Annotated in this window: 25 protein-coding genes and 1 tRNA gene; 16 read left to right on the forward strand and 10 right to left on the reverse strand. The window is 72.1% G+C overall.

All coding sequences use genetic code 11. The features are described from left to right. Positions 1 to 37 precede the first annotated feature (37 nt). Both ACM9LD_RS01580 and ACM9LD_RS01585 read right to left on the reverse strand, forming a co-directional pair. Positions 38 to 784 carry an IclR family transcriptional regulator gene (locus tag ACM9LD_RS01580; RefSeq protein ID WP_415675048.1) on the reverse strand — a complete coding sequence of 249 codons (747 nt, stop codon included), beginning with the start codon at positions 782 to 784 and terminating at the stop codon, positions 38 to 40. Then, the gene (locus ACM9LD_RS01585; protein WP_415675049.1) at positions 781 to 1833 is read right to left on the reverse strand and encodes a sugar kinase; all 1053 of its coding nucleotides are present in this window, start codon (positions 1831 to 1833) and stop codon (positions 781 to 783) included. The genes ACM9LD_RS01580 and ACM9LD_RS01585 overlap by 4 nt, the downstream gene beginning before the upstream one ends. A 99-nt stretch (positions 1834 to 1932) precedes the next feature. On the opposite strand from ACM9LD_RS01585, the gene ACM9LD_RS01590 reads away from it, so the two are divergent. The 8 genes from ACM9LD_RS01590 to ACM9LD_RS01625 all read left to right on the forward strand — a co-directional run bounded on the left by ACM9LD_RS01590 (position 1933) and on the right by ACM9LD_RS01625 (position 10012). Next, positions 1933 to 3186: a type III PLP-dependent enzyme domain-containing protein gene (locus ACM9LD_RS01590; RefSeq protein WP_415675230.1), complete on the forward strand. Its 1254-nt coding sequence runs from the start codon at positions 1933 to 1935 to the stop codon at positions 3184 to 3186. 9 nt (positions 3187 to 3195) lie between these two features. Further along, entirely contained in the window at positions 3196 to 4797 is a 1602-nt protein-coding gene (locus ACM9LD_RS01595) for an N-acyl-D-amino-acid deacylase family protein (protein ID WP_415675050.1), read from the forward strand. A 2-nt stretch (positions 4798 to 4799) separates the two neighbouring features. Further along, positions 4800 to 5426: a bifunctional 4-hydroxy-2-oxoglutarate aldolase/2-dehydro-3-deoxy-phosphogluconate aldolase gene (locus ACM9LD_RS01600; RefSeq protein ID WP_415675231.1), complete on the forward strand. Its 627-nt coding sequence runs from the start codon at positions 4800 to 4802 to the stop codon at positions 5424 to 5426. A 27-nt stretch (positions 5427 to 5453) separates the two neighbouring features. After that, positions 5454 to 6848: a GntP family permease gene (locus ACM9LD_RS01605; RefSeq protein WP_415675051.1), complete on the forward strand. Its 1395-nt coding sequence runs from the start codon at positions 5454 to 5456 to the stop codon at positions 6846 to 6848. Between the two features lie 172 nt (positions 6849 to 7020). Next, positions 7021 to 8664, forward strand: a complete 1644-nt coding sequence (gene pgm, locus ACM9LD_RS01610) for a phosphoglucomutase (alpha-D-glucose-1,6-bisphosphate-dependent) (protein WP_415675052.1) — start codon at positions 7021 to 7023, stop codon at positions 8662 to 8664. A 56-nt stretch (positions 8665 to 8720) separates the two neighbouring features. Next, positions 8721 to 9461: a DsbA family protein gene (locus ACM9LD_RS01615; RefSeq protein ID WP_415675053.1), complete on the forward strand. Its 741-nt coding sequence runs from the start codon at positions 8721 to 8723 to the stop codon at positions 9459 to 9461. Positions 9462 to 9549: 88 nt separating this feature from the next. Then, positions 9550 to 9622: transfer RNA gene (locus ACM9LD_RS01620), tRNA-Ala, on the forward strand. A gap of 144 nt (positions 9623 to 9766) precedes the next feature. Then, a complete protein-coding gene (locus ACM9LD_RS01625) occupies positions 9767 to 10012 on the forward strand; it encodes a DUF2630 family protein (protein WP_259142491.1) in 246 nt (81 codons plus the stop codon). A 6-nt stretch (positions 10013 to 10018) separates the two neighbouring features. On the opposite strand, the gene ACM9LD_RS01630 is transcribed toward ACM9LD_RS01625, so the two are convergent. Next, on the reverse strand, positions 10019 to 10531 hold the full coding sequence (locus ACM9LD_RS01630) for a winged helix-turn-helix transcriptional regulator (RefSeq protein ID WP_415675054.1): 513 nt from the start codon (positions 10529 to 10531) through the stop codon (positions 10019 to 10021). 61 nt (positions 10532 to 10592) lie between these two features. Between ACM9LD_RS01630 and ACM9LD_RS01635 the strand changes: the two genes are divergently transcribed. Then, a complete protein-coding gene (locus ACM9LD_RS01635; RefSeq protein ID WP_415675055.1) occupies positions 10593 to 12005 on the forward strand; it encodes an MFS transporter in 1413 nt (470 codons plus the stop codon). A gap of 62 nt (positions 12006 to 12067) precedes the next feature. Here ACM9LD_RS01635 and ACM9LD_RS01640 read toward each other — a convergent pair whose 3' ends face one another. Both ACM9LD_RS01640 and ACM9LD_RS01645 read right to left on the reverse strand, forming a co-directional pair. Next, positions 12068 to 14278 (reverse strand): sigma factor-like helix-turn-helix DNA-binding protein, encoded by a 2211-nt coding sequence (locus ACM9LD_RS01640; RefSeq protein WP_415675056.1) that lies wholly within the window; start codon positions 14276 to 14278, stop codon positions 12068 to 12070. A gap of 112 nt (positions 14279 to 14390) precedes the next feature. Then, a complete protein-coding gene (locus tag ACM9LD_RS01645; RefSeq protein WP_415675057.1) occupies positions 14391 to 14855 on the reverse strand; it encodes an NUDIX domain-containing protein in 465 nt (154 codons plus the stop codon). Positions 14856 to 14916: 61 nt separating this feature from the next. Here ACM9LD_RS01645 and ACM9LD_RS01650 point away from each other — a divergent pair, with 61 nt between their 5' ends. Both ACM9LD_RS01650 and ACM9LD_RS01655 read left to right on the forward strand, forming a co-directional pair. Next, on the forward strand, positions 14917 to 15630 hold the full coding sequence (locus ACM9LD_RS01650) for a FadR/GntR family transcriptional regulator (protein ID WP_415675058.1): 714 nt from the start codon (positions 14917 to 14919) through the stop codon (positions 15628 to 15630). A gap of 17 nt (positions 15631 to 15647) precedes the next feature. Continuing rightward, positions 15648 to 16505, forward strand: coding sequence for a sterol desaturase family protein (locus ACM9LD_RS01655; RefSeq protein WP_415675059.1), 858 nt, complete (start codon positions 15648 to 15650; stop codon positions 16503 to 16505). Here ACM9LD_RS01655 and ACM9LD_RS01660 read toward each other — a convergent pair. Continuing rightward, entirely contained in the window at positions 16436 to 17746 is a 1311-nt protein-coding gene (locus tag ACM9LD_RS01660; RefSeq protein WP_415675060.1) for an MFS transporter, read from the reverse strand. The genes ACM9LD_RS01655 and ACM9LD_RS01660 overlap by 70 nt on opposite strands. 255 nt (positions 17747 to 18001) lie before the next feature. On the opposite strand from ACM9LD_RS01660, the gene ACM9LD_RS01665 reads away from it, so the two are divergent. After that, positions 18002 to 19147: a CopD family protein gene (locus ACM9LD_RS01665; RefSeq protein ID WP_415675061.1), complete on the forward strand. Its 1146-nt coding sequence runs from the start codon at positions 18002 to 18004 to the stop codon at positions 19145 to 19147. 3 nt (positions 19148 to 19150) lie between these two features. On the opposite strand, the gene ACM9LD_RS01670 is transcribed toward ACM9LD_RS01665, so the two are convergent. Genes ACM9LD_RS01670 through ACM9LD_RS01685 form a run of 4 tightly spaced genes read right to left on the reverse strand, consistent with a single transcriptional unit; the run spans position 19151 to position 20998 of the window. Next, positions 19151 to 19837 carry a GNAT family N-acetyltransferase gene (locus ACM9LD_RS01670; protein WP_415675062.1) on the reverse strand — a complete coding sequence of 229 codons (687 nt, stop codon included), beginning with the start codon at positions 19835 to 19837 and terminating at the stop codon, positions 19151 to 19153. A 27-nt stretch (positions 19838 to 19864) separates the two neighbouring features. Beyond that, complete coding sequence (locus ACM9LD_RS01675; RefSeq protein WP_415675063.1) at positions 19865 to 20257, reverse strand: SRPBCC family protein; 393 nt, start codon at positions 20255 to 20257, stop codon at positions 19865 to 19867. Between the two features lies 1 nt (position 20258). After that, positions 20259 to 20582 (reverse strand): ArsR/SmtB family transcription factor, encoded by a 324-nt coding sequence (locus ACM9LD_RS01680; protein WP_415675064.1) that lies wholly within the window; start codon positions 20580 to 20582, stop codon positions 20259 to 20261. Next, on the reverse strand, positions 20579 to 20998 hold the full coding sequence (locus ACM9LD_RS01685; RefSeq protein ID WP_415675065.1) for a winged helix-turn-helix transcriptional regulator: 420 nt from the start codon (positions 20996 to 20998) through the stop codon (positions 20579 to 20581). The genes ACM9LD_RS01680 and ACM9LD_RS01685 overlap by 4 nt, the downstream gene beginning before the upstream one ends. An 83-nt stretch (positions 20999 to 21081) precedes the next feature. Here ACM9LD_RS01685 and ACM9LD_RS01690 point away from each other — a divergent pair, with 83 nt between their 5' ends. The 4 genes from ACM9LD_RS01690 to ACM9LD_RS01705 all read left to right on the forward strand — a co-directional run bounded on the left by ACM9LD_RS01690 (position 21082) and on the right by ACM9LD_RS01705 (position 25441). Beyond that, a complete protein-coding gene (locus tag ACM9LD_RS01690) occupies positions 21082 to 22005 on the forward strand; it encodes an NAD(P)-dependent oxidoreductase (RefSeq protein WP_415675066.1) in 924 nt (307 codons plus the stop codon). Then, positions 22002 to 22886, forward strand: coding sequence for an NAD(P)-dependent oxidoreductase (locus tag ACM9LD_RS01695; RefSeq protein WP_415675067.1), 885 nt, complete (start codon positions 22002 to 22004; stop codon positions 22884 to 22886). Before ACM9LD_RS01690 ends, ACM9LD_RS01695 begins: the two co-directional genes overlap by 4 nt. 61 nt (positions 22887 to 22947) lie before the next feature. Continuing rightward, entirely contained in the window at positions 22948 to 23997 is a 1050-nt protein-coding gene (locus ACM9LD_RS01700; RefSeq protein ID WP_462933947.1) for a hypothetical protein, read from the forward strand. A gap of 139 nt (positions 23998 to 24136) precedes the next feature. Then, positions 24137 to 25441 carry a UDP-glucose dehydrogenase family protein gene (locus ACM9LD_RS01705; RefSeq protein WP_415675068.1) on the forward strand — a complete coding sequence of 435 codons (1305 nt, stop codon included), beginning with the start codon at positions 24137 to 24139 and terminating at the stop codon, positions 25439 to 25441. Positions 25442 to 25454: the final 13 nt, after the last annotated feature.

Raw genomic sequence — 25454 nt, forward strand, 5'->3', positions numbered from 1 at the left:
GTGAGTGTTTCGGTGTTCCCCGGGGTGTCCGGGAGGTTCAGCGCGGGCGGTACCCGCAGTCGCGGGAGATGGCGGCGCACGTCGCGCGCAGCGGCTCCAGCAGGTCCAGTAGCTCGTCGAAGGGCAGGACCACGTCGGGCACCGACACCGACACCGCAGCGACGACGGTGCCGCTCGCGTCGCGGACGGGCGCGCCGATGCAGTTGATCGTGGGCTCGTTCTCCTCACGGTCGACGGCCCAGTCCTGCGCGCGGACGCGCTCGATCTCGGCGAGGTAGTCCTCGGGGGTCACGATGGTGTTCGGCGTGCGCCGAGTGAAGTCCATCCCGGCGACGAACCGTCGCAGCTCGTCGTCGGGCAGCGTCGACAGCATGAGCTTGCCGACGGCGCTGGAGTTGAGATTGACCTCCATGCCGACCCGCGAATACATGCGGATGAGGTCGCGCGACTCCAGCTTGTCGATGTAGACGACGGCGTCGCCCTCGCGGGCCGCGAGGTGCGTGGTGCGGCCGTACTCGCGGTTGAACGCGACCAGGTGGGGCGCGGCGATCTCGCGGATCCCGCGCTGCTCCGAGGCGCGTGCCGCCAGGTCGAAGACGCGCGATCCGAGGTGGTAGCGGTGCGCCTCGTCGTGGTACGCGAACCGCGCCTCGGTGAGCGGCCGCAGCAGGCGCAGCACGGTGGTCTTGTGCACGCCGAGCTCGTCGGCCAGCTCGTCCAGCGAGGCGGGGCTCTCGCCCAGCAGGCGCAGGATCTCCAGCGCGCGGGTCAGGCTCTGGCTCATGGCGCCCCGCTCTCGCGGGGCGGCGGGAAGTCCGCGCCGCCCACGCGGATCCCGCCCGGGCCGATGTGTGCGGCGGACCAGGTCTCGTCGTCGCAGGTCAGTAAGGCCGCCATCGCCTCGGGCGGCAGGGTGGCGAAGTCGGCGCGCACCGTCAGGGTCGCCGCGGCGCCCGCGTGCCCGCGGCGCAGGCAGGTGCGCATGTCCTCGTCGTGCGCGAGCCCGTGCAGGAAGCCCGCGGCGAACGAGTCGCCCGCGCCCACGGGCTCGACCACATCGACGGGCAGCGCGGGAACCGTGATCTGCGCGCCCTCGCGGTCGACGGCGACGGCCCGCACGGCACCGTCCTTCACGACGACGGTGCGCGGTTCGGGCAGGAGCGCCCGGACCTCGGCGGGGGAACCGGTGCCGAGCACGCGCTCGGCCTCGTCGGACCCGACCAGGACGACGTCCGCGCAGCGGGCCAGCTCGATGACCAGCGACGGGTCGCCGTCGGGCCAGAGCTGCTCGCGCCAGTTGACGTCGAAGGTGACGGTGCCGCGCACGCCCGTCCGGCCGCGGAGCAGGGCGCGGGTGAGAGCCGCGCACGACGGGGACAGGGCCGGGGTGATGCCGCTGGTGTGCACGATCCGGGCTTGTCCGAGGGCCGCGGCGACCGCGGGGCGCGCCAGGAAGTCGGGGCCCATCGCCGCCGCCGCGCTGCCCGCGCGACGGTACGTGCTGGCGGTGGCGGGCTCGCCGTCCGCGTCGACGCCCTCGGTCTTGGCGTACCGGCCGGTGAACCCGTCGCCGTCGACCTCGATGCCGTCGGTCTGCACACCGTGCGCGCGCAGGTGCTCGACGATCCGTCGCCCCTCGGCGTCACCGCCGACCCGGCTGAGGAAGGCCGTGGGGGTGCCCAGGACCGCGGTGCCGGCGGCGACGTTGGCCTCGGCGCCGCCGGCGTGCATGGCGGGAGCGGGCGCGTCCAGGTCCGCCGCGGCGACCAGCGCCAGCGGTTCCCCGAGGCACGCGATCCAAGCTTCCGTCACCGTCTCGCACCGTTCTTTCATGTCGTGGTTGTGCAGGTCCTCGCCGCAATGCTAGCGTCTGTGACACGCATCACGCAACGGTGATTGCAATATACGCAACGTAGCAGATTGGGAAGCATGATGGCCAACGGGAACGGCGCGCGGCCGGCGGAGCTGAGTGTGCTCGACAAGGCGGTGCCCGCGTGGGCGAACGGCATGACGACGGCCGATTACCTCGCCCGCGCGCCGCGCCTCGCGGAGCTCTCGACGCCGGTGCTCGTCCTCGACCGCGCGGCGATGGCCGACAACGTCGCCGAGTTCGCGCGGTGGACCGCCGCGCACGGCTTCGACCTCGAGCCGCACGGCAAGACCACGATGGCGCCCGCGCTCTGGCAGGACCAGGTCGACGCGGGGTCCACCGCCATCACCGTCGCGAATCTCCCGCAGTTGCAGGCCGCGGTCGCCACCGGCTTCCGGAACCTGCACGTGGCCAACGCGATCGCCGACCCGGCCGGCATCCGCTGGCTCGGCGAGGCGCTCGACGCCGACCCCGCGCTCGAGGTCACCCTGTGGGCGGACGGGCTCGGCACCGTCGACGCGCTCGACCGCGGCCTCGCCGAAGCGACGCGGCAGCCCACCGTCCTCGTCGAGCTGGGCGGACCCGGCGGCCGCACCGGCGCGCGCACCGTCGACGAGGCCTTCGCGATCGGCGAGCGCATCGCCGCCTCCCCGCGGCTGCGCCTCGGCGGCGTCACCGGCTACGAGGGCGCGTTCGCGCACGACACCTCGGCCGCGGCGCTCGGCACCGTCGACGACTACCTCCGCACGCTGAAGGACCTGCACGTCCGGCTGCGTCCGCTGTACCCGGAGGGGCGCATCGTCGTCTCCGCCGGGGGCAGCGCCTATTTCGACCGCGTCGCCGCCGTCCTGGGCGACATCGACGACGCCCGGATCGTCGTCCGCTCGGGGGCGTACATCATCCACGACGACGGCTTCTACCGCGGCATCACGCCGTCCGGTCGCGAGGCCGACGCACCCCGCCTGCGGTCGGCGATGCACGTCTGGGCCCGCGTCATCTCGCGGCCCGAGCCCGGCCTGGCGCTCCTCGACGTGGGCCGCCGCGACGTCTCCTTCGACGAGGGCCTGCCCGAACCGCAGGTCGCCGCACCCGGACTCGGCGAGCCCGCCCGCCCCCTGGAGGCCGAGATCTCCGCGGTCAACGACCAGCACGCCTTCCTGCGCCTGCCCGCCGGCGACCCGCTCGCCGTCGGCGACGTCGTGCGGCTGGGCCTGAGCCACCCGTGCACCGTCTTCGACAAGTGGCGCGTCATCCCCGTCGTGGCCGACGACAGCGAGAACCCGCAGGTCGTCGACATGATCTCCACCTACTTCTAGAGGCTCGCCATGCACGACACACTGATCCGCGCCGCCGCCGTCGTCGACGGCACCGAGGTGCCGCGCTACACGGCGGACGTCGCGATCTCCGACGGCGTCATCGCCGCGATCGGCACCGACCTCGGGCCGGCGCACCGCGTCATCGACGCCGACGGTCTCGTCCTGAGCCCCGGCTTCATCGACATGCACGCCCACTCCGACCTGCAGGTGCTCCTCAACCCCGAACACCCCTCGCGGATCACGCAGGGCGTCACCTGCGAGGTGATCGGCCAGGACGGGCTGAGCTACGCCCCCGTCTCCGACGAGACGCTCGCCGTCGTGCGGCGCCAGATCGCCGGGTGGAACACCGATCCCGAGGACTTCGACTTCTCGTGGCGCACCGTCGGCGAGTATCTGGACCGGCTCGACGCGGCGGGCACCGCCACCAACCTCGCCTACCTCGTGCCGCACGGCCTGCTCCGGGCCCTCACGATCGGCTTCGGCGACGGTGTCGCGTCCCCGGCCGAGGTGGCCCGGATGCAGGAGATCCTGGTGCAGGGCCTGCGGGAGGGCGCCGTCGGCCTGTCCACCGGCCTCACCTACACCCCGGCCATGTACGCCGACGACGCCGAGCTGGCCGCGCTCATGCGCACCACGGGCGAGCTCGGCGGCTACTTCTCGCCGCACCACCGCAGCTACGGCGCGGGCGCGATGGAGGCCTACGCCGAGATGATCGACCTGTCGCGGCGCACCGGCTGCCCGCTGCACCTCGCCCACGCCACGCTCAACTTCGGGCCCAACAAGGGCCGCGCGCCCGAACTCCTGGCGCTGCTCGACGAGGCCGTCGCCGCGGGCGCTGACGTCTCCCTCGACACCTACCCGTACCTACCCGGCGCGACCACCCTGGCCGCGATCCTGCCGAGCTGGGCGGCGGCGGGCGGCGCCGACGCGACGCTGGCGCGCCTGCGCGACCCGCAGGATCTCGCCCGCATCCGGGAGCACCTGGAGCACACCGGATCCGACGGCTGCCACGGCGTGATCGCCGAATGGAACACCATCGAGATCAGCGGCGTCGGCAACGACGACCTAGCCGGCTACGTGGGCCGCACCATCGATGCGATCGCCGCCGACGAGCGCCGCGACCCGTTCGACGTGTGCATCGCGATCCTCCTCGACGACCGCCTCGCCACCGGCATCCTGCAGCACGTCGGGCACGAGGAGAACGTGCGCGCCATCATGCGGCACCCCGCGCACACCGGCGGCAGCGACGGCCTGCTCGTCGGCGGCAAGCCGCACCCGCGGGCGTGGGGCACCTTCGCACGCTACCTCGGCCACTACAGCCGTGACCTGGGGCTGATGAGCCTCGAGGAGTGCGTGGGCCACCTCACGGGCCGGGCGGCCCGTCGCCTGAGGTTGGTCCGACGGGGCCTCGTCCGCGAGGGCTACGCCGCCGACCTGGCGCTCTTCGACCCCGACGCGGTGATCGACCGCGCCACCTACGACGCCCCGCGCACGCCCGCCGCGGGATTCACGCACGTCCTCGTCCGCGGGGTCCCCGCGCTCGACGACGGCAACCTCACCGGCGCGCTCGCGGGCGGCGCGCTGCGATTGACCGAAGAAGGGGTCCTGTGACCGTGACCGACCATTCCGGCCTGCTCGATGCGCTCGCCGCCGACCGGGCGCTCACCGTGGTGCGCGCCCCCGAACTCCCCGACGCGGCGGCCCTGTGCCGCGCCCTCGCCGAGGGCGGGATCCGCACCGTGGAGCTGACGTTCACCACCCCCGGGGTGCTCGGCCACCTCGAGCGGGCCGCGGGCGTCGACGGCACGAACCTCGGCGTGGGCACGGTGCGCTCCGCCGCCCAGGCCCGTGACGCCGTGAACGCCGGCGCCCGCTTCCTCGTCACGCCCGACGTCAACGAGGAGGTGGCGCAGGCCGCCCGCGACCTCGGCGTGCCCGTCTTCCTGGGCGCGCTCACTCCCACGGAGGTGGCCCGCGCGGCGGCGCTCGGCTCGGTGGCCGTGAAGATCTTCCCCGCCCGCGCCTTCGGGCCGGGTTATCTCAAGGACCTGCACGGTCCGTTCCCCGGCCTGCCGCTCCTCCCGTCCGGCGGGGTCAGTGAGGCCAATGCCCGCGAGTTCCTGGGTGCCGGCGCTGTCGCCGTCTGCGCCGGCACGTCCGTCGTGCCCCCCGACACCGTCGCCGCCGGCGACTGGGCCGACATCACCCTCCGCGCCGCGCGTTTCGTCGCCGCGCTCTGATCCCCTTCCAGAACGGGAGTACCACTCATGTCCTCGGCCATCGACTGGCTGCAGCACGACACCGGAGGTCTGCTGACCCTCGCCGCGGTGTCGATCGCGGTCCTGCTCTTCCTCATCATCAAGGTCAAGCTCGAACCCTTCATCGCGCTGATCATCGTCTCCGTGGGCCTCGCGCTGGTCGCGGGCGTCTCCGTAGAGAAGCTCGTCGGGTCGCCGCAGAAGGGGGCGGCGCAATCGATCCTGGAGACCGGCTTCGGCGGGATCCTGGGGCACATCGCGCCGATCATCGGCCTCGGCACGGTGCTCGGCGCCATCCTGGAACGCTCCGGCGGCGCCGACGTGCTCACCAGCTGGCTGCTGAAGCTGTTCGGGCCCAAGGGTGCGCCCCTCGCGATGGGCGTCACGGGCCTCATCCTGGGCATCCCGGTGTTCTTCGACATCGGCATCTTCATCCTGGCGCCGCTGGTCTACGTCTGCGCCAAGCGCGGCGGCAAGTCGCTGGTCATGTACGCGATGCCCATGCTCGCGGGCCTGTCCATGACGCACGCCTTCCTGCCCCCGCACCCCGGCCCCGTCGCCGCGGCCGGCCTGCTGCACACCTCGCTCGGCTGGATCATCATCATGGGCCTCGTCTGCGGCATCCCGGCGTGGTTCGCCTCGGGCGTCGTGTGGGGCACGTGGATCGGCAAGCGCGTCATCGTCGACGTGCCGGAGGAGTTCGTGCCGGAGGAGGAGCACGCCAGCAAGGACCAGCCGCCCCTCTCGCTCATCGCCTTCATCATCGCGGTGCCGATGCTGCTGATCCTCGGCGGCACCTTCGGCTCGGTCTGGCTCACGCCCGGTACCAAGCCCTTCTCGATCCTCGTCTTCCTCGGCACGCCGGCCATCGCCCTGACCATCGCCGTGGTGATGGCCTTCTACCTGCTCGGTATCCGGCGCGGCATCAACGCCACGCAGCTCGCCGAGATGACGGGCGCGGCGCTCAAGCCGATCGGCATGATCCTGCTGGTCGTCGGCGCGGGCGCCCTGTTCGGCGCGGTCCTGCGGGCCACGGGCGTGGGCACGGCGCTCACCGAGTCGATGTCGAACCTCGGCCTGCCGCTCATCGTGACCGCCTACCTGGTCAGCTGCGCGCTGCGCATCGCGCAGGGCTCGGCGACGGTGGCGATCACCGCGACCGCCGGCATCATCGGCGAGACGGTGGCCGCGGGCAACTACTCGCAGGCGCAGATCGCGCTCATCGTCATCGCCATCTCGGCCGGCTCGATCATCCTCAGCCACGTCAACGACGGCGGCTTCTGGATCGTCGCGAAGTACTTCAACATGACGGTCAAGCAGACCCTGATGACCTGGTCCGTCCTCGAGACCATCCTCTCGGTGGTGGGCTTCGCGATGGTGCTCATCGTCTGGGCGATCGTCTGACGGCCGCGGCGTCGCGACGGTCCGCCGTCGCGGCGCCGCGTCGTCGCCTCACCGCCGTCTCACCGCCCGGTGCACCGGATTACCGCGCGCGGACCGCCTTCCGGCGATACGTTGGACGACAGCGGCCGTGCGATCCGCGGCCGCGTTCCCGCACTGACGAGGTGGACTGAAGATGGCTCATGCGCGTGCCGGTCAACCGGCTCTTCCCGAGGACTTGATCGACGTCGAAGCTGTTCGTGCTGCGTACTATTCGGTCGTGCCGGACCCCGGCGATCCGGATCAGCGGGTGGCCTTCGGCACCTCGGGGCACCGCGGCACGTCACTGAACGGCAGCTTCAACGAGAATCACATCGCCGCCACCACGCAGGCCATCGTCGAATACCGCGCCACGGAGGGCGTCCGCGGGCCGCTGTACCTCGCGAAGGACACGCACCTGCTGTCCGGCCCCGCGTGGGAGACCGCCGTCGAGGTGCTCGCCGCGAACGGCGTGGACACGCTCATCGACCACGACGACCGGTACACCCCGACGCCGGCGCTCAGCCACGCGATCCTCACCTTCAACCGCAGGCACGGCGGCGGCGTCGAGGCCGACGGCATCGTCGTCACCCCGTCGCACAACCCGCCCGCCGACGGCGGCTTCAAGTACAACCCGCCCAACGGCGGGCCCGCCGACACCGACGCGACCTCGGCGATCGCGGCCCGCGCCAACGAGATCCTCGAGGGCGGCCTGCGCGACGTGCGCCGCATCCCGCTCGCGCAGGCACTGGCGTCGGACGCGGTCCAGCGCTTCGACTTCCTCGACTCCTACGTCGGCGACCTGCCCTCGGTGCTGCACCTCGACAAGATCCGCGACGCCGGCATCCGCATCGGCGCCGACCCGCTCGGCGGCGCGGCCGTCGGCTACTGGGGAGCGATCGGGGACCGGTACAACCTCGATCTCACGGTGGTCAACCCGACGGTGGACCCGCAGTTCGCCTTCATGACGCTGGACACCGACGGCAAGATCCGGATGGACTGCAGCTCGCCGAACGCGATGGCCTCGCTCATCGCGAACAAGGACCAGTACGACATCGCGACCGGCAACGACGCGGACTCCGACCGGCACGGCATTGTCACCCCCGACGGCGGGCTGATGAACCCGAACCACTACCTCGCCGTCGCCATCGACTACCTCTTCGCGTCGCGGGGCGGCTGGCGCGACGACGCCGCCGTCGGCAAGACGCTGGTCAGCTCGTCGATGATCGATCGGGTGGTGGCTGAGCAGCGCCGGAAGCTCCTGGAGGTCCCCGTCGGCTTCAAGTGGTTCGTGCCCGGCCTGCTCGACGGCAGCGTCGGCTTCGGCGGCGAGGAGTCCGCGGGCGCCTCGTTCCTGCGGCACGACGGTTCCGTGTGGACCACGGACAAGGACGGCATCATCCTGGCGCTGCTGGCCTCCGAGATCCTCGCTGTCACCGGCAAGAGCCCGTCGCAGCACTTCGCGGTGCTGGGGGAGCAGTACGGCGTGCCCGCCTACGCCCGCACCGACGCGCCCGCCGGTCGCGAGCAGAAGGCCGTCCTGGCGAAGCTCTCGCCCGAGCAGGTCACCGCCGACGAGCTCGCGGGGGAGCCCATCACCGCCAAGCTCACCCGCGCGCCGGGCAACGGCGCGCCCATCGGCGGTCTCAAGGTGACCACCGAGAGCGCCTGGTTCGCGGCGCGGCCGTCGGGCACGGAGGACGTGTACAAGATCTACGCCGAATCCTTCCGGGGGCCGGAGCACCTCGCGCAGGTGCAGGCCGAGGCGAAGGCCCTCGTCGACGGTGTATTGGGCGCCTGACCCCGCCCGAACCCACCTGACCTGCGCACTCGCCGACTGCCGCTATTGTGGTCGGCGTGAGCAAGGGTAAGAACGCGAAGTACGTTCCCGCGAAGCAGTCCAACACCATGACCTACGTGCTCGGCGGCATCGCCGTGCTCGTGGTGATCGTGGTCGTCATCGGCGGCGTCCTGCTGCTGAGCAAGAAGGAGGGCACGCCCGTCGACAAGGCGCAGGCCGCCATCGACAAGGCCACGCCGGCCTTCGTCCTCGGCAAGGCCGACGCCCCGACGAAGCTGACCTTCTTCGAGGACCCGTACTGCCCCGCCTGCGGCAACATGGAGCGCCAGTACGGCGAGCAGATCACCAAGGCCATCGACGACGGCAAGCTGCAGATCAAGTTCTTCATGCTGTCGTTCCTGAACCGCAACAGCCCGTCGGGCGACTACTCCGACCGCGCCGCCGGCGGCCTCCTGGCCATCGCGAAGTCCTCGCTGCCCGACGACCAGAAGCAGAAGGCGTGGATGGGCGCCCACACCGCGATGTACGCGAACCAGCCCGAGGAGGGCAAGGGCGACAAGACCAACGCCGAGATCGCCACGATGCTCGCCGACGGCTCCAAGGCCAAGGGCGTCGAGCTGCCCGCCGACGTGGTCAGCGCCATCCGGGACGGCAAGTACACCGTCGAGTCCGCTCAGAACGCCGGCGCCGGCAGCCAGCTGATGCAGGACATCGGCAGCACCGGCACGCCGACCGTCGTGCACAACGGCGAGAAGGTCACCGTGCAGGGCGACTGGCTGACCCCGCTCCTGAAGTAAAACCGGCACTGACCAGCCGATTTGGTGCACGAGAGCTGCCTCCTGTAATGTTCTCCGGGCGGGAAACCGCAGGTGAACAACGCAATACGGGGCTATGGCGCAGCTGGTAGCGCACCACACTGGCAGTGTGGGGGTCAGGGGTTCGAGTCCCCTTAGCTCCACAAAAGAAAACCCCTCCGACGCAGGTCGGAGGGGTTTTCTCGTGTCCGGGCACGACGGTCCGCCGCTTGCTCGCGCCGACGGTACGGCGGGGACGCCTCGATTGTGTCCCCACGCGCCTCGCCGATCGGTGGCAGGATCGGATCATGACCGACGACGCAGTGCACACCCGGATCGACGCCCTCATCGCGGAGGAGCACACGCTCCGGGAGAAGCTCGGTGCGGGCGAGATCAGCGAGAGCGAGGAGCACGCCCGGCTCCAGGTGCTCGAGACCCAGCTCGACCAGGCGTGGGACCTGCTCCGGCAGCGTCGCGCGCGGCGCGAGTTCGGTGAGAACCCGGACGGTGCGGCGACCCGGTCGGCGAACACCGTGGAGAACTACCGCAACTGACGGCCGTCAGGGGACCGGCGTCAGCATTCGGTGTCGCGTGCGGAGCGCCACGGCGACCGGGTCGTTGCGCCGCCGCGGGTTCGGCCCCTCGCCAGGACGGGTGTCGATGTCCCGCACCGTCGGGACGATGCCGCACCGTGGGCACAGGCCGGACTCCTCCAGATCGGTCCCGCAGGTGGCGTGCGCGAAGACCCGCGCGGGGAAGTCGGCGTCGAGGTGGCGGCGGCCCCAGCGGATGAGGCTGAACAGCGTGGGCCACAGCTCCTCCCCGGCGGGAGTGAGCTCGTATTCGACGGTCCGCCCCACCTTGCGGCGGGTCACCACCCCGGCGGCGACGAGGGTGTCGAGTCGCTCGGTGAGCACGCCCCGCGAGACGTCGAGGTGCTCCAGCAGATCGCTGAAATGGCGCACGCCGTAGAAGAGGTCGCGCAGGATGAGCATCGTCCACCGCTCGCCGATCACCTCGAGGGCGCGCGCCAGGTGGCAGGGCTGCGCCTCGTATCCGGTCCCCAGAGCCATGTCTTCAGCATAATCGAAAAGAGTCTTGTGAATGGACTCGTCATGGGTCATGATGAGTCTCATGACCAGACTGGAGTCCGGGTACGAGCGGGTCCTCGTGACCGTCGCCGCGAGCACGCTGCTCGCGATGCTCGCGTACGCGGGACCGCTGGGCAACGCCGTCACACTCAACGGCGCGCTGCGCGCGGGGCCGGCGGCGGCCACGTGGATCCTCGCGTCGATGAGCGTCGGGCTCGCGGCGGCCCTGGTCACCGCGGGTGTCGTCGCCGACCGCATCGGCCACCGACGGGTCTTCCTCGCCGGCGCCGCCGTCTTCGTCGCGGCGAGCCTCGCGTGCGCGGCGGTGGCCTCGGCGCCGCTGTTCGTGGCCGCCCGGATCCTCGCCGGCGTCGGCGCCGCGGGGATGATCGCCACGGGGCTGGGCCTCGTCGCCGCGGTGAGCGAACACGACGGCCACCGCGCCCGCACCGCGGTGTGGTGGAGCTCGTCGATGGGTGCGGGGATCGCCCTCGGGCCGATCCTCACCGGCCTCCTCGACCTCGCGGGCGCCTGGCGCCTGTTCTACCTCCTGCTGGCGGCGGGCGGCGCGGCGCTGTGGGTCTCGGCGCGCAGGATCCCGGCGCGGCCGGCGCACAACCCGGACCGCCCGCTCGACGTCCTCGGATTCGCCCTGCTCACGGGTGCCCTCACCGCAGCGGTCGCGGCGCTCGTCGAGGCGCGCGCCGGGGCGGGCGCGCCGGCGGCCGCGCTCGGGATGGCGGCCGTGGTCCTCGCCGCCGCACTCGTCGCGAGCCAGCGCTACGGCCGGGCGCGCCTCGTCGACCCTGGCCTGTTCCGACGGCCCCGATTCCTCGCCGCGACCCTCGCGGCCTTCGGCACCGGCATCGGCGTGATCTCCGCGATGTCCGTCGCCGCCACCTTCGTCGTCCGCGGCCTCGGCCTGAGCACACTGCAGGCGGGCGCCCTGCTGGCGCTGTGGGCGGGGACGAGCGCCGTGGCGGCGCTGGGCTTCTCGCGCCTCGCGGGGGTCCTCTCCGGTCGGGTCCACCTCGTCGGCGGGCTCGCCGGCGTGGGGTTGGGCCTGCTCCTCACCGCGGGTCTGTCCGACGGTGCCTCCCCGCTCCGCCTCGTCCCGGGCCTCCTGGTCGCGGGCATCGCGTCAGGACTGCTCAACACCGGACTGGCGCGCGAGGCGATCGCGAGCGTCCCCGCGGCCGACGCCGCGATGGGCAGCGGCGTCAACAACACCGCTCGCTACGTCGGCTCCGCGCTCGGCATCACGATCGCCGGTGTCCTCGCGGCGGGCACCGGCGCCGTCGCCGGGTGGAACCACATCGCGTTGGCCGCCGCCGGAGCCTCGCTCGCCTGCGCCGTCGGCGCCTGGGCGCTCACGCTCCGGATAGGTGCTCCCGCAGCCGGTCGAGGAACGTCGGCCACGCCTTCGCCGACCCCTCTGCCGCCGTCTCGGGGCTGAACAAGCCGGCATGATCGAGGGAAGACCGGTATCCGGCCGGCGCCGCCGGGCCCACCGCGAGCTCAGGGAAGCGGAGCGGGACCCGCATCCTGCGCCTCGTCGTCCTGGATGGCGGTGCGGGCGGTGAGGAGCAACTCGGCGATGTCGTCGTCCCCGCGGCTGCGGTAGGCGCCGATGATCGTCGTGAGCGGGGAATCCTCGGGGAGGCACACGGCGCGCGCGAACGCTCGTCGCGCGGAATCTCCGCGGAGACGTCGCCCGGCGCCGATGAGGACGAGTGCGTCGCGGACCGGGTCGCCTGATGCCGAGTCGACCACTTCGACCGTGAAGAGCTGCTCGTCGCCGAAGATGAGGAGGACCTCGGTCCCTGCGGAGACGTCGTAGGCGAGCAGGTAGCGCCGGATTGTGCCGAAGATCGGCTGGTTTCCGGTCCAGTTCACCGCCTGCTCGTCGTAGTCCGAGGCGAGGACCACCTTGTCGCCGTGGCTCATCCCGAGGATGCCGGCGATCGCGATCGGGGCGATGAATCCGCTGCCCCGCAGGTGTTCGCCGGTCACCCGGACGCGGAGCGCCCAGGCGTCGCCGTGCCGGTACAGGCGAGCGGTGTGCTCGGGGGCCTTCCGCGGGTGGCGCGCGGTCGTCGCTCCGCGGACGATGCCGCCCCGCAGCTCGTACGGCGGATTGGAGGCGTAGGCGAGCACGCTGGTGGCGGAGACGGAGAAGCGGCTGGTGATGGCCTCGACGAGATCGTCGAGGGGGACTGCGCCGCCCGCCTGGTCGAGTTCCCTTCCGATCGCGGCCTTGATCCCCGCGTACCCTTCGAGTCCCCATTCGGCGAGGGCCCAGCGATCGCGGTCGACGCGGGCGAACCGATCGTCCGAGCTGAGGGAGTTCGCAAGGCTTCGCGCGCTCCGTTCGTGGGCGAAGCGGTCCACGATCTGCTGTGCCCCCAGAGGCGCTCCCTCGATCGACAGCACGGCGGCGGCGTAGTCGCCGACGGACGAGATCCGGGTGATCACATGATCGCCGTCGACGACGTACCCGCACCGCTCCAGCCACGATCGCGTCGTCCGCTCGGGCGCGGGCTCGGGTCCGAATGCGACGTCGCCGATCCGGACCACGCCGTGCGGGCCGGCCGCAGCATCGAGAAGCTGCCGCGTCCGGTTCTCCGCTTCTGCGATGGTGGGTGCAGCGCACCACCCGTCGACGATCTCGTAGCTGTCGTCGAGACGATCCAGTAGTCGCCAGGCGGGTTGCCCGACGGCGTCGACGGTGCCGGAGAGGGCCGGCATCACGGCGATCACGTCCTCCAGTGGACGAAGCGCGCCGATGGTTCGGCGGACCGCTGCTGCGGCCTGCGCGAGGGGACCGCCCTCGGTCACGGCGCTCGACAGCGTGGCGCGCGCCTTGTTATCGAGCTGGCGGACGCGCTCCCTGGTCACCCCGTGCGCCTGTCCGAGCTCCTCCAGCGTCACGGGTTCATCGGCGAACAGCCGGAGCCGCAGGATGTCGACGGTGCGTGGCGCGACTCCGACGAACAGCTCGTCGAGCATCGTCGCGATCGTCCGTGCCGGAGCCGCCTCGTCCCGCAGGTCCGCGGCGGTGAGGCCGCGGAGGTACTCGCGTGCGTCGAGGACCTCGGGAGGCTCGCCGGGCAGCGCTTCGCCCCCGAGGAGTGGTTCGTCGGGCCGTCCGATGGCTTCGAGCCATCGCCGGATGACGAGCAGTCGTTCGCCCATGGCGCCGCCGGGGTCGGGGGATTCCTCTGTCGTGGACGGGCTCAGGTACAGGTCGGCGACGATCTGTTCCGGCGTCTCCGGATCCGTACCTGCGAAGGTCGCGAGTGACCCGGTCAGCTCGGGGCGGGCGCCCTGTGCGTTGACCTCGGCAAGTGCCTCGAGGATCGCTCCGACGGTGCCGACACCGATGGCCTTCCAGCCCATCATCGTGCCGCACGTCAGGGGGCGCAATTGGCTCGTCGTGGTGTAGTCGAACCTGGCCAGAGCGCGGGCCGCACGAGTGGGGAGTTGCAGGGCGGTCACGGAAACGTCGGGCGGGAGCAGCGGGAACAGCTCGATGACGGGCGTCCCGGGAACGTGCTCCATCGCGAGGGCGGCGAGTTCGGCGAGGCGCGCCCGTCTCGCCTCGGTGCCCGCGTCGTCAATGGGAGCCGCCCACTCGCCTTCTGGTGCGGAGGTGGTGAGCCAGGGGAAGGCGTCCGTCCACAGCATCACCGTCGGGTGCGCCGTGCCGTCAGCTACGCAGGTGGACATTGATGCGAACCTCCCCGTTCGTGCGTGTCCGAATCTTTATAGCGTTCGGCGCCGACACTCTTGGGCGGTACGTCCCGATCGCGGCTCCGGAGCCGCGCTGTCGTGGGCTCGCTCAGCCGTCAGCCAGGTGCTCCCGCAGCCGGTCGAGGAACGCCGACTGCGCCTTCACCAGCTTCTCCACGGCCTCCCCGGGGCTGAACCAGCCGGCGCGGTCGATCTCGGGGAAGCTCTGCATCCGGCCGGAGCCGCGGGGCCACTCCAGCTCGAACTCGTTGGAGCGGATGGTCTCCGCGTCGAAGTCGCCCTCGCGGGCGAAGACCGTCACCGTCTTGCCGCCGGACTGCCGGACGGAGCCCAGCGGCACCGTCGGGCCCGTTGGCGCGGGGGAGCCCATCTCCTCGGCGAACTCGCGCTCCGCGGCGGCCAGGGGCTCCTCATCGGTGTACAGCCCCTTGGGGATCGACCAGGCGTGCGTGTCCTTGCGGCTCCAGAACGGGCCGCCCATGTGGCCGAGCAGCATCTCGACACCGTCGTCGGTGCGGCGGAACAGCAGAAGCCCGGCACTGGTCGTGGTCACGTCCTCAGTGTGCACCTCACACAACTGGTCCAACCAGTTGACCAGGACCTGGAGCCGTGCCATGCTGCTCGCCATGGACGTCACCCCCATCGCCAGGACCGCGGTCTCGGACGAGGTGCTCGCGCGCATCGTCGACGAGATCCTGTCCGGGCGCCTCGCCCCGGGCGACCCGCTGCCCGCGGAGCGCGAGCTCGCCGAGCGCTTCGGCGTGAACCGCCACGCGATCCGCGAGGCCCTCAAGGGCGTGCGGCAGGCGGGGTTGGTGCACATCGCGCAGGGCGGCAAGACCCGTGTGCTCGACTGGCGGGAGAGCGCCGGCCTCGACGTGCTCAGCGCCGTCGCCGCCGCGGGCGTCGTACCACCGCTGCGGGTACTGCGCGACGTCACCGAGATGCGCCGCACCATCGCCGCCGACGCCGCGCGGCTGTGCGCCGAGCGCGCTACCGCGGAGCGCAAGGCCGCGATCGTCGCGCTCGCGCAGGGCTATCCGGACGGCGGGTACGTCGCTGACGCCGCCTTCTGGACTGCCGTGATCGACGGCTCCGGGAACCTCGCCTATCGGCTCGCGCTCAACACTCTTCTCGCCGGCATGCGGGGCGTGGGCGAGCAGACCTTCGGCGCCCTCGGGCTCGACGGTGAGCTGTTGGACCGGCAGGCGCACCTCGACCTCGCCCGGCACATCGCCGACGGTGACGGCGATGCGGCCCACCGGACGACCTCCGACCTCCTGGCCGGCGTCGTCGCCGCCCTCGACACCGCCTCGGCGACCTCCTAGAAAGCACCGATGCCACCGTGTTCGACCTCATCCGCGCCGCCATCCCGGTGTTCGTGCTCTGCCTCGCGCTGGAGTACCTGTCCTTCCGGTTCCGACCGGACGACGACGAGCTCGGCTACGACCTGCGCGACGCGCGCACCAGCCTCACCATGGGGATCGGCAACGTGGTGATCAACCTGGGCTGGAAGCTGGTGGTACTGGCGGCGCTGGCCGGCGCGTACCTGATCGCGCCGGTGCACCTCCCGGCGACGAACCCGCTGACCTGGGTGCTGCTCTTCGTGGCCGACGACCTGGCCTACTACTGGTACCACCGCACCCACCACACCGTGCGCGTGCTCTGGGCGAGCCACGTCGTGCACCACTCGAGCCGCTTCTACAACCTCTCGACCGCGCTCCGCCAGACCTGGACGCCGTTCACCGCGCTGCCCTACTGGATCCCGCTGGCGCTCATCGGCATCCCGCCGTGGATGATCCTGCTGCAACAGTCGGTGAGCCTGCTCTACCAGTTCTTCATCCACACCGAGCGGGTCGGGAAGCTGTGGCGGCCGATCGAATTCGTGATGAACACCCCGTCGCACCACCGCGTGCACCACGGCTCGAACGCGGCGTACCTCGACCGCAACTACGGCGGCATCCTCATCGTCTGGGACCGCCTGTTCGGCACCTTCGAGCCGGAGGGGGAGCGGGTGCGCTTCGGGCTGACGAAGAACATCGAGACGCACAACCCGCTCAAGGTCGCGACGCACGAGTACACCGCGATCCTCGCGGACGTGCGGGGTACGCGCTCGTGGCGCGAGCGATGGGGCTACGTGGCGAAGGGGCCGGGCTGGTCGCCCGCCGCACCCGCGCTGCCCGCGGCGGCGCCCGCCGACTGACGCCGCGAGAGAACGGCGTTCGCGACGCCCGCACCCAGCACGACGAGGGCGGCGACCAGCGGCGCGCACTGCGCCACCCCGGTGCCGACGTTCTCCGCGAGCGCGCCGTTCACCGCCGACGCCAGCGACTGGCCCAGGATCAGGCTGCTGCCGAGGATGGTCATGACGGTGGCGGAGCGGCCCAGCGGGCTGCGCTCGGCGCCCAGGCTGAACTCGGTCACCAGGGTCGGGCCCACGCCGATGCCCGCGATGGCCAGTCCTGCCACCAGCAGCGGGAGCGAGGGCGCGGCGGCGATCAAGGCGGCGCCGAACACGAGCACCGTGGAGAAGCTCACCCACCGCGCGGCGATGCTGAACCGCTCGGGGAGGAGCGCGGAGCCGAGGGCGAGCGCGGCGGAGCCGACGCCCATGACGCCGTAGAAGAGCCCGGCGGACTCCGCGTTGCCGGCGTCGCGCATGAAGGCCGTGAGCCCGGTGAGGGTGGAGCCGAAGAACAGGCCCATGCCGAAGACGCCGGCGATCACGGTGAACAGCAGGGGATTCGCGAGCTCGCGGGCCGGCGCCTGCACGACGGCGCCGTCGCCGTGCTGCTCGGGCGCCCGGCCGCTGGGGTGCAGGGCGAAGGCCGAGACGAAGAGCACCGTGAGCACGGCCGCGCCGATCATCGGGGCGGCGGGCGACATCGTGGTCGCGAGTAGGCCGACGATGACCGGGCCGAAGACGAAGATCACCTCGTCGGCCGCGGATTCGTAGGCCATCACCGAGAGCAGCGTGCGCACCCGGCGTCCCTCGGGGAGCTTCGTGGTGATGATGGTGACCAGGCGGCTGCGCGACATCGGCCCGACCTGCGGGGCGCTCGCGCCCACCAGCGCGGCCGAGGCGAGCACCGCCCAGCCGGGCAGCGGGCTGAAGACGACCCACGTCATGAGGAGCAGCGCAAGGCTGTTCGCGATCCCCGCGGCGAGCACCGTCCGGCGCTGGCCGAACCGGTCCGCCGCCGCGCCGACGAGCGGACCGACTGCGGCGGAGCCGATGCCGACCATCGCGGAACTCAGGCCGCCGAAGGCGAGCGAGTCCCGGCCGGCGACCACCAGGGTGAGGACGCCGACCACCATCATGGCGAAGGGGAGCCGCGCGACGAAGGCCACCGGGAAGTAGCTGCGCCCGGCGACCGACAGCAATGTCGGTGCGGGGGAAGGGGTCTCCTGGGGGGACGTCTCGTGGGACATGGTGGCGGTCACCGTCGTCGGGCCTTTCCGCGGCGCCGCGGCCGCCATCGTTGTCGACGTGCCGCCTTGGGTGCCCGGAGGCCGTGCCAGGTAGATACACGGAGCTGTCGCCGCGGCGTCATCGCGGCCGAATCATCCTATCAATTCTCGGCGGACGATGCGCGCATGCAAGAACCGGACAGCTTGTCGAAACTAATAAAACCCCAGGTAAAGAGGGGTTTTGTCCGATTGGTCACACCGGGTAAGTAAGGCTAGTCTCACTCGACTATGACGAGCCTTACCTTGCATCTCGCCGCGGCCGCACCGGCCGCTCCTCCGCTGTGGCGCATCCTCACGCAGATGGGCTACTTCGGCGCACTGTCGCTGTCCGGCGGGCTGTTCCTGGCACTCGCCTTCCTGCTGCCCGCCACTGCCCGGGGCGGCGCGGCCGAGCGCGCCCTCCGCGGCTTGGTGCCGTACATCGCGGTCTTCACCGTGGTCGCTGCGTACGCGCAGTACGCGGGGCGCATCGCGCGGAGCAAGCTGGGACTCTCGTTCGCCGAGTCGCTCTCGCCGGCCCGAATCGGCGCGTACCTCGGCCTGCCGAAGGAGAAGGGGGCGTGGATCTCCGCCGCCGCGATGGCCACGGTGCAGCTCGCCCTGTTCGCGCTCGCGGTCGTGCTGCTGCTGGCCCTGCGGCGGCTGCACGGCCGCTCGATGGCCGTCGTGGCGACCGCGGGCTTCGCCGTCGTGATGCTCGCCGCGTCGGCGCCCAGCCTCACCACGGCGGTGGTGGGCATGGACGCGGCGGCCAATCGCGTCCTCAAGCTCGCGCACATCCTGGCCTGCGTCGTCTGGCTCGGCGGCCTGTTCGTGCTCGCGGCCGCCGGCCTGCGCGCGCGGCGCTCCGGGGTCGACGGCGCCGGCGCCTTCGAGCGCATGTGGGTCCGGTTCAGCGCGTGGGCGATGGGCGCCGTCATCGCGGTCGGCGTGAGCGGTCTGTGGCTGACGTGGGTGCACGTGGGCTCGTTCGCCCAGTTCGTCACGACGCCGTACGGGCGCTACCTGGTGATCAAGCTGCTCCTCGTCGCCGGGATGGTGGCGGCGGGCGTCTACAACGTGCGCGTCCTCATCCCCGCGATCCGGCGGGCGCGCCTCGCCGGCGACGAGGACACCGTCGTTCGGCTGGCCCTGCACCACTTCCCGAAGGTGGTCACCGCCGAGGCCGTCGCCGGCGTCGGCGTGCTGCTGATCGTGCCCTTCCTGTCCGGCTCCGCGCGCAAGCAGGCCGACGGTGCCGCCGCCGGCCCGTTCGACTGGGAGACCTTCGGCATCGGCGCACTCCTCGTGGTCCTGCTGATCGGCGCGTGCACGGCGGCGGTTCGGCTGGGCTCGGAGCGCTCGTCCGGCGCCGCGGGCGTCCCGGCGGCCTAGCGCCTAGTCCGCGGGGACGCGGATCACCTCGAGGGACACCGTGCTGGTGTGGAGGAAGCCCATGGCGTCGTAGAGCTTCTGCGCCGGGTTGTCGTCCGAGGTGTGCAGGAAGGGGGCGTCGCCGCGCTCGCGGATGCCGTGGGCGACGGCGCGGATCAGCCGGGAGGCCAGGCCCCGCCCCCGCGCCTCGGGCGCCGTGCACACCGCGCTGATCTCGGTCCAGCCCTGCGGGTGCATCCGCTCGCCGGCCATCGCGATGAGGGCCCCGTCGGCGCCTCGGATGCCGAGGTACGTGCCCAGCTCGATGGTGCGCGGCAGGAACGGGCCGGGCTTGGTCCGTTCGACGAGCGCGGTCATCTCCGGGACGTCGGGGGCGGTGAGGCGCACGGCCTCCGGCTCCGGCGCGGTCTCGACGGCGCTGCCGTCGTACTGCACCAGGCCGATCGTTTCGACCACGGTCCATCCCGCCGGGAGCGGTGCCGAGCGGTCGCGCAGCAGGGCGATCCGGTCCGCGCCGGTCAGGCGCGCGACGTCCGCGTAGTCCTCGTCGGTGAGCTCGCGCGGGTGGCCGTAGAACACCGAGACGTCCGGGTGGTACCGCTGGATCCGTCCCGAGGCCTGCCGGAACCGCGCGTGCGGGCCGGAGAGGGCGGAGTTGACGGGGTCGGCGAGAACGGTGCGCTCGGTCACCAGCCGATCATGGCAGACGTGCCGGCGTCAGAGCGCGGCGGCGGTCTCCGCGAGGCGCGGCAGCACCACGTCGCGCCAGCCCGGACCCATGCGGTCGAAGGCGGCGGCCATCCGCTTGTCGTCCAGGTCGAATCCGCTGTGCTCCAGGAGGACGCGGGTGCCCCGCCCCTCGGGGCGCAGCGTCCACGCGAGGGTCCACGCGGGGGTGAAGGTGTAGACGAAGCGCTCGGGCGCCACCGATTCCAGGACGCGGCACGGCTGCGCGCCGAAGCCCGGCATGTCCAGGGTGAATTCGTGGCCGACCTCGGCTCCGATGTCACCCTCGGCCCACCACCGCCGCACCAGCTCCGGCTCGGTGAGGGCGCGCCACACGGCGGCCGGCGTGGCGGCGACGAACTGATCCAGTGTGATGGCGGCCATCTCACAACTCCTCTGCGACGTCGGCGAGCGCGGACAGGCGTGCGCGCCAGAACTTCTCGAACGGGTGCAACCACTCGCCGAGGTCCGCCAGCGGCTCGGCCGTCAGCCGGTAGATCCGGCGTCGGCCGTCGGGGGAGTCGGCGACGAGTCCCGCGTCGCGGAGCACCTTGAGGTGCTCCGCCACCGCCGGGCGGCTCAGTGTGAACCGCGCGCTGAGCTCGCCCGCGGCGAGCGGCCCCTCGGCGAGGATCCGGAGGAGTTCGCGGCGAAGGGGATTGGCGAGCGCGAGGAAGACGCGATCGGTGCTCTCCGTCTCCGTGGTCACGCCGTCGAGGATATGTCGGAGATTCCCGACGTGTCAACATTCTCCGACGCTTCTCCGCCGGGCGCGAGCGGCACCGTGTCGATCCGCTCCCGCCGCAGGCGATCGCGCCCCCAGGCACCGAGCGGCGCGAGCGCCGCGTTCAGTGCCAGGCCGGACGTGGTCAGCGAGTACTCGACCTTCGGCGGCACCTGCGCGTACACCTCGCGCGTCACCAGGCCGTCCTCCTCCATCTCCCGCAAGTGCTGGGTGAGCATCTTCTCGCTCACGCCCGGCAGTCCTCGGCGTAGCTCCGCGAACCGCCGCACGCCGTGGGCCTGCAGCTCCCACAGGATGAGGCCCTTCCACTTCCCGCTCACCACGTCCAGCGCGGCGTCGATGCCGCAGATGTACGGGCCCGATCGTGTCGATCTCGCCATGACCACCTCACTCACCAGAAGGTAAGTACCCCAGTAAATAGTGGGTACTTACGGAACCGACCGTTCCTCTCGATGATCGAGGCATGACACCGCAGAACGCAAGAGCACACGAGCCGCAGACCCTGTCGATCCTCGGACTGGGGGCCATGGGCACCGCCCTCGCCGCCGCACTCCTGGACCGCGGCGACCCCGTCACCGTCTGGAACCGCAGCCCCGGGCGCGGCGACGGCCTCGTCGAGCGCGGCGCGCACCGCGCCGGCACCATCGACGAGGCGGTGGGCGGGAGCGAGGTGATCGTCACCTGCCTGCTCCGGTACGCCTCAGTCCGGGAGACCCTCGACCCCCTCGCGGAAGCGCTCCGCGGCCGCACCCTCATCGACCTCACCACCACGACGCCGGATGAAGCGCGCGAACTCGGCACCTGGGCGGCGAAGCACGGGATCGACTTCCTCAACGGGGCGATCCTCGCGACGCCGCCGATGATCGGCGCCCCCGGTGCGCAGCTCTTCGTCAGCGGGCCGGCCGCCGTCCACGAACGCACGCGCGCGGTGCTCGAGGTGTGGGCGGAGATCGTCTACGACGGTGCCGAGCCCGGTGCCGCGTCGCTCGTCGATCTCGCGATGCTCGCGGCGATGTACCAGATGTTCGCCGGCCTGCTCCACGGAGCGGCGATGGCCGCGTCGGTGGGCATGCGAGCGACCGACTTCGCAGCCCGCGCGGTTCCGTTCGTCGCCGCGATGGTGCCCCACTTCGCGGGGGACGCGGAGATCATCGACGGCGGTGACTACACCGTCCCGGGACAACAGAGCCTGCACTTCTCGGACCTGTCCGACATCATCCGCGCCAGCGACGGGGCGGGCGCGAACTCATCGACCCTCCGCGCCGTTCAGGCGCTCATCGCCGAACAGGTCACCCTCGGTCACGGCGACGAGGGCATGGCGAGGATCTACGAGAGCCTGCGACGTGAGGAAGACCGCCGCGACGAGGCCGCGGAGGTCGTCGCATGAGCCGGCCCGACAGCGCGGCGACCGTCACCGTGCTCGGCCTCGGGGCCATGGGGCACGCGATCGCAGCGGCCTTCGTCGATGCCGGACACCGCGTCACCGTGTGGAACCGGACCCCGGGGAGGGCGGATCGTCTCGTCGCCCGCGGCGCGCGGGAGGCGGCCACTGCGGCGGAGGCCGTCCGCGCGTCCGATCTCGTCGTGGTCTGCCTGCTCGACCAGACGGCCTCCCGCGCCGTGCTCGGCCCGCTCGCCGCGGACCTGCGGGGCCGGGTGCTGGCGGACCTGAGTTCCGATGTCCCGCAGCGCGCCCGGGAGGCCGCCGCGTGGGCGAAGGAGGAGGGACTCGACTACCTGGACGGCACCATCGTCGTCAACGTGCCGATGGTGGGCGCCGACGACGCGCTGGTCCTCTACGCGGGCCCGCGGTCCGCGTTCGAGCGGCACGAGCGCACCCTGCGGGCACTCGGCGGCGCCACTACGCACCTCGGCGAGGACCACGCCCTCCCCGCCGCGTACGACGTCGCCGTGCTCGACTACTTCTGGACGAGCATGTCCGGCCTCGTGCACGCCTTCGCCCTGGGGCGGGCGGAGGGGATCGCAGCCGTCGACCTCGTTCCGTATCTGCTCGGCAACGGCGGGCTGCTCACGTCGCTGGTCCCCGCGATGGCGGCCGACATCGACGCGGGGGCGTACCCGGGCGAGGCGGACAACCTGGTCATGGACGCCGCGGGCGTCGAGCACGTCCTGCACGCCGCCGCGGCGCACGGACTCGACGTCGCGGTGCTGCGCGGCGTCGATGCGGTGGCTCGGCGAGCGATCGACCTGGGCCACGGCGCCGCGGGGTGGAGCGCCACCGTCGAGGCGGTCCGGCGGCCGGCGTAGGTGCGCACAATGAGTGGATTCGCCTCGGATCCTCTCACCGCGCCCCCTACGATGGGCGGCTATGGACCTCAAGGGCATCGTCACCACACCGCTGCGCGTCGCCTTCTCGACCGCCGACGCCGCGATGTCGGCGATCGAGGGCGGCGTCGCCGTCACCCGATTCGCCGTGCAGAACGTCGATACGGAGGTGAGCAACGCGCTGCACGTGGAGGCGGGGATGTCCTCCGCCACGCCGATGCAGCTGTTGCAGCGCCTCGCCTCCCTGCTCGAACCCGACCGCCCCGTCGGAATCATCCTCTCGCGCGGCGGGCCCCTCGACCGCGTGCTCAAGTCCGGCGGCGTCGTCGACCGGCTCACCGAGCCCGGCGGCATGCTCGAGAAGCTCACCGCCCCCGGCGGCCTCCTCGACCAGGCCACCAAGGAGGACAGCCCCGTCACCCGCCTGACGCAGGAGGGCGGGCCGCTCGACCGGCTCACCCGCCCCGGCGGCGTCGTCGACCAGATCACGGAGTCCGAGGGCGTCCTCGAGCGCCTCACCTCCGAGGGCGGCGTCATCGACAAGCTCACCGCGCCCGACGGTGTGCTCGAGAAGCTCATGTCCAAGGACGGCGTCCTCGACAAACTCACCGAGAAGGGCGGCGTGCTGGACAAGCTGGCCGCCAAGGACGGCGTGCTCGACAAGCTCACCGGCCAGGACGGCCTCATCGACAAGCTCACCGAGCCGAACGGGGTCATCGACCGCGCGATCGCCGACGGCGGCATCGTCGACCAGCTCCTCGGCCAGGAGGGCGCCATCGAGCGCGCCATCGCCCCCGGCGGCACGCTGGACGCCGTCTCCCAGCTCCCCGACGTCGTCGCCGAGCTCAACGAGGCCGTCGCGCTGATGACCGCCGCCGTCAACCCCATGAGCGACCTGGTCAACCGGCTGCCCAAGCGCATCCTGAAGGGCCGCGAGGGCCGGGAGCCCCGCCGCGGCTCGTCCGCGTACGACGGTGCGCCCTCGGCCCCGTCCGGCCCGGCGAACCCGGCGGCGCCGGCGCCCCGACCGAGCGCGCCCGCGCCCCGTCCCGCGGCGCCCGAGGCGGACGATCCCGCCGCTCCGCCCCAGTAACGCCGAGGCGAACCCGCGGCCACCCCGAGGCGAACACGGGGGATCGCGGCGGGCGCGCTCGTGAATCTCCGCGTAACCCTTGCCCAACTCCGGCGCGGGGCCCTTCCGTGTCGCCCTGGTGCCGACCTACTTTCGGCGCATGAAGATCACAGTGCTGGGTACGGGGTACCTGGGAGCCACGCACGCGGCGTGCATGGCGGAGCTGGGCCACGAGGTGCTCGGTGTCGACGTCAACCTCAGCAAGATCGCCGCGCTGTCGGAGGGCAAGGTGCCCTTCCACGAGCCGGGGCTCCCCGCGGTGCTCAAGCGGAACATCGAGGCCGGCCGGCTGCGCTTCACGGACTCCTACGAGGAGGCCGGCGCGTTCGGCGACGTGCACTTCATCGCCGTGGGCACGCCGCAGCGCAAGGGCGAGTTCGCGGCCGACATGACCTACGTGAACTCCGTGATCGATTCGCTCGTGCCGCACCTGCACCGCGACGCGGTGATCCTCGGCAAGTCGACGGTCCCCGTCGGCACCACCGACCTGCTCCGGGCCCGCGCCGCCGAGCTGGTGCCCGCCGGCGTGAGCGTCGAATTCGCCTGGAACCCCGAGTTCCTGCGCGAGGGCCACGCCGTCAAGGACACGCTCGAGCCCGATCGCCTGGTGCTCGGCGTCGAGCCCGGCGGCCGCGCCGAGGAGGTCGCCCGCGAGGTCTACGCGGAGATCCTCGCCCGCGACACCCCGTTCTTCGTCACCGACACCGCCACCGCGGAGCTGGTGAAGATCTCCGCGAACGCCTTCCTGGCGACCAAGATCTCGTTCATCAACGCCGTCGCCGAGGTCTGCGAGGCGGCGGGCGCCGACGTGGTGGCCCTGGCCGACGCGATCGGCGTCGACTCCCGCATCGGCCGCAAGTTCCTCGGCGCCGGAATCGGTTTCGGCGGCGGCTGCCTGCCGAAGGACATCCGCGCCTTCATGGCCCGCTCGGGTGAGCTCGGCGCCGGCCACATGCACGGCCTGCTCCGCGAGGTCGACGCGATCAACATGAGCCGCCGCACCCGCATGGTGGACCTGGCGCGGGAGGCCTGCGGCGGCTCGCTGCTCGGCGCGAAGGTCGCCGTGCTCGGCGCCGCCTTCAAGCCGGACTCCGACGACGTGCGCGACTCGCCGGCGCTCAACATCGCGGGCCAGATCCAGCTGCAGGGCGCGGCCGTCTCGGTGTACGACCCCGAGGCCATGGACAACTCGCGCCGCGTCTTCCCGACGTTGGACTACGCCACCACCGCGCTCGAGGCGTGCGAGGGCGCCGACGTGGTCCTGGTGCTCACCGAGTGGACCCAGTTCCGCGAGCTGGACCCGGCCGTGGTCGGCGCGGTCGTGCGCAACCCCGTGCTGCTCGACGGCCGCAACTGCATGCCGTCCGCCGCGTGGGTCGCCGCCGGCTGGGAGTGCCGCGCCTGACGTCGCTGCTGGA

The sequence above is a fragment of the Tsukamurella hominis genome, assembly GCF_965137015.1.
Taxonomy (GTDB): domain Bacteria; phylum Actinomycetota; class Actinomycetes; order Mycobacteriales; family Mycobacteriaceae; genus Tsukamurella; species Tsukamurella hominis.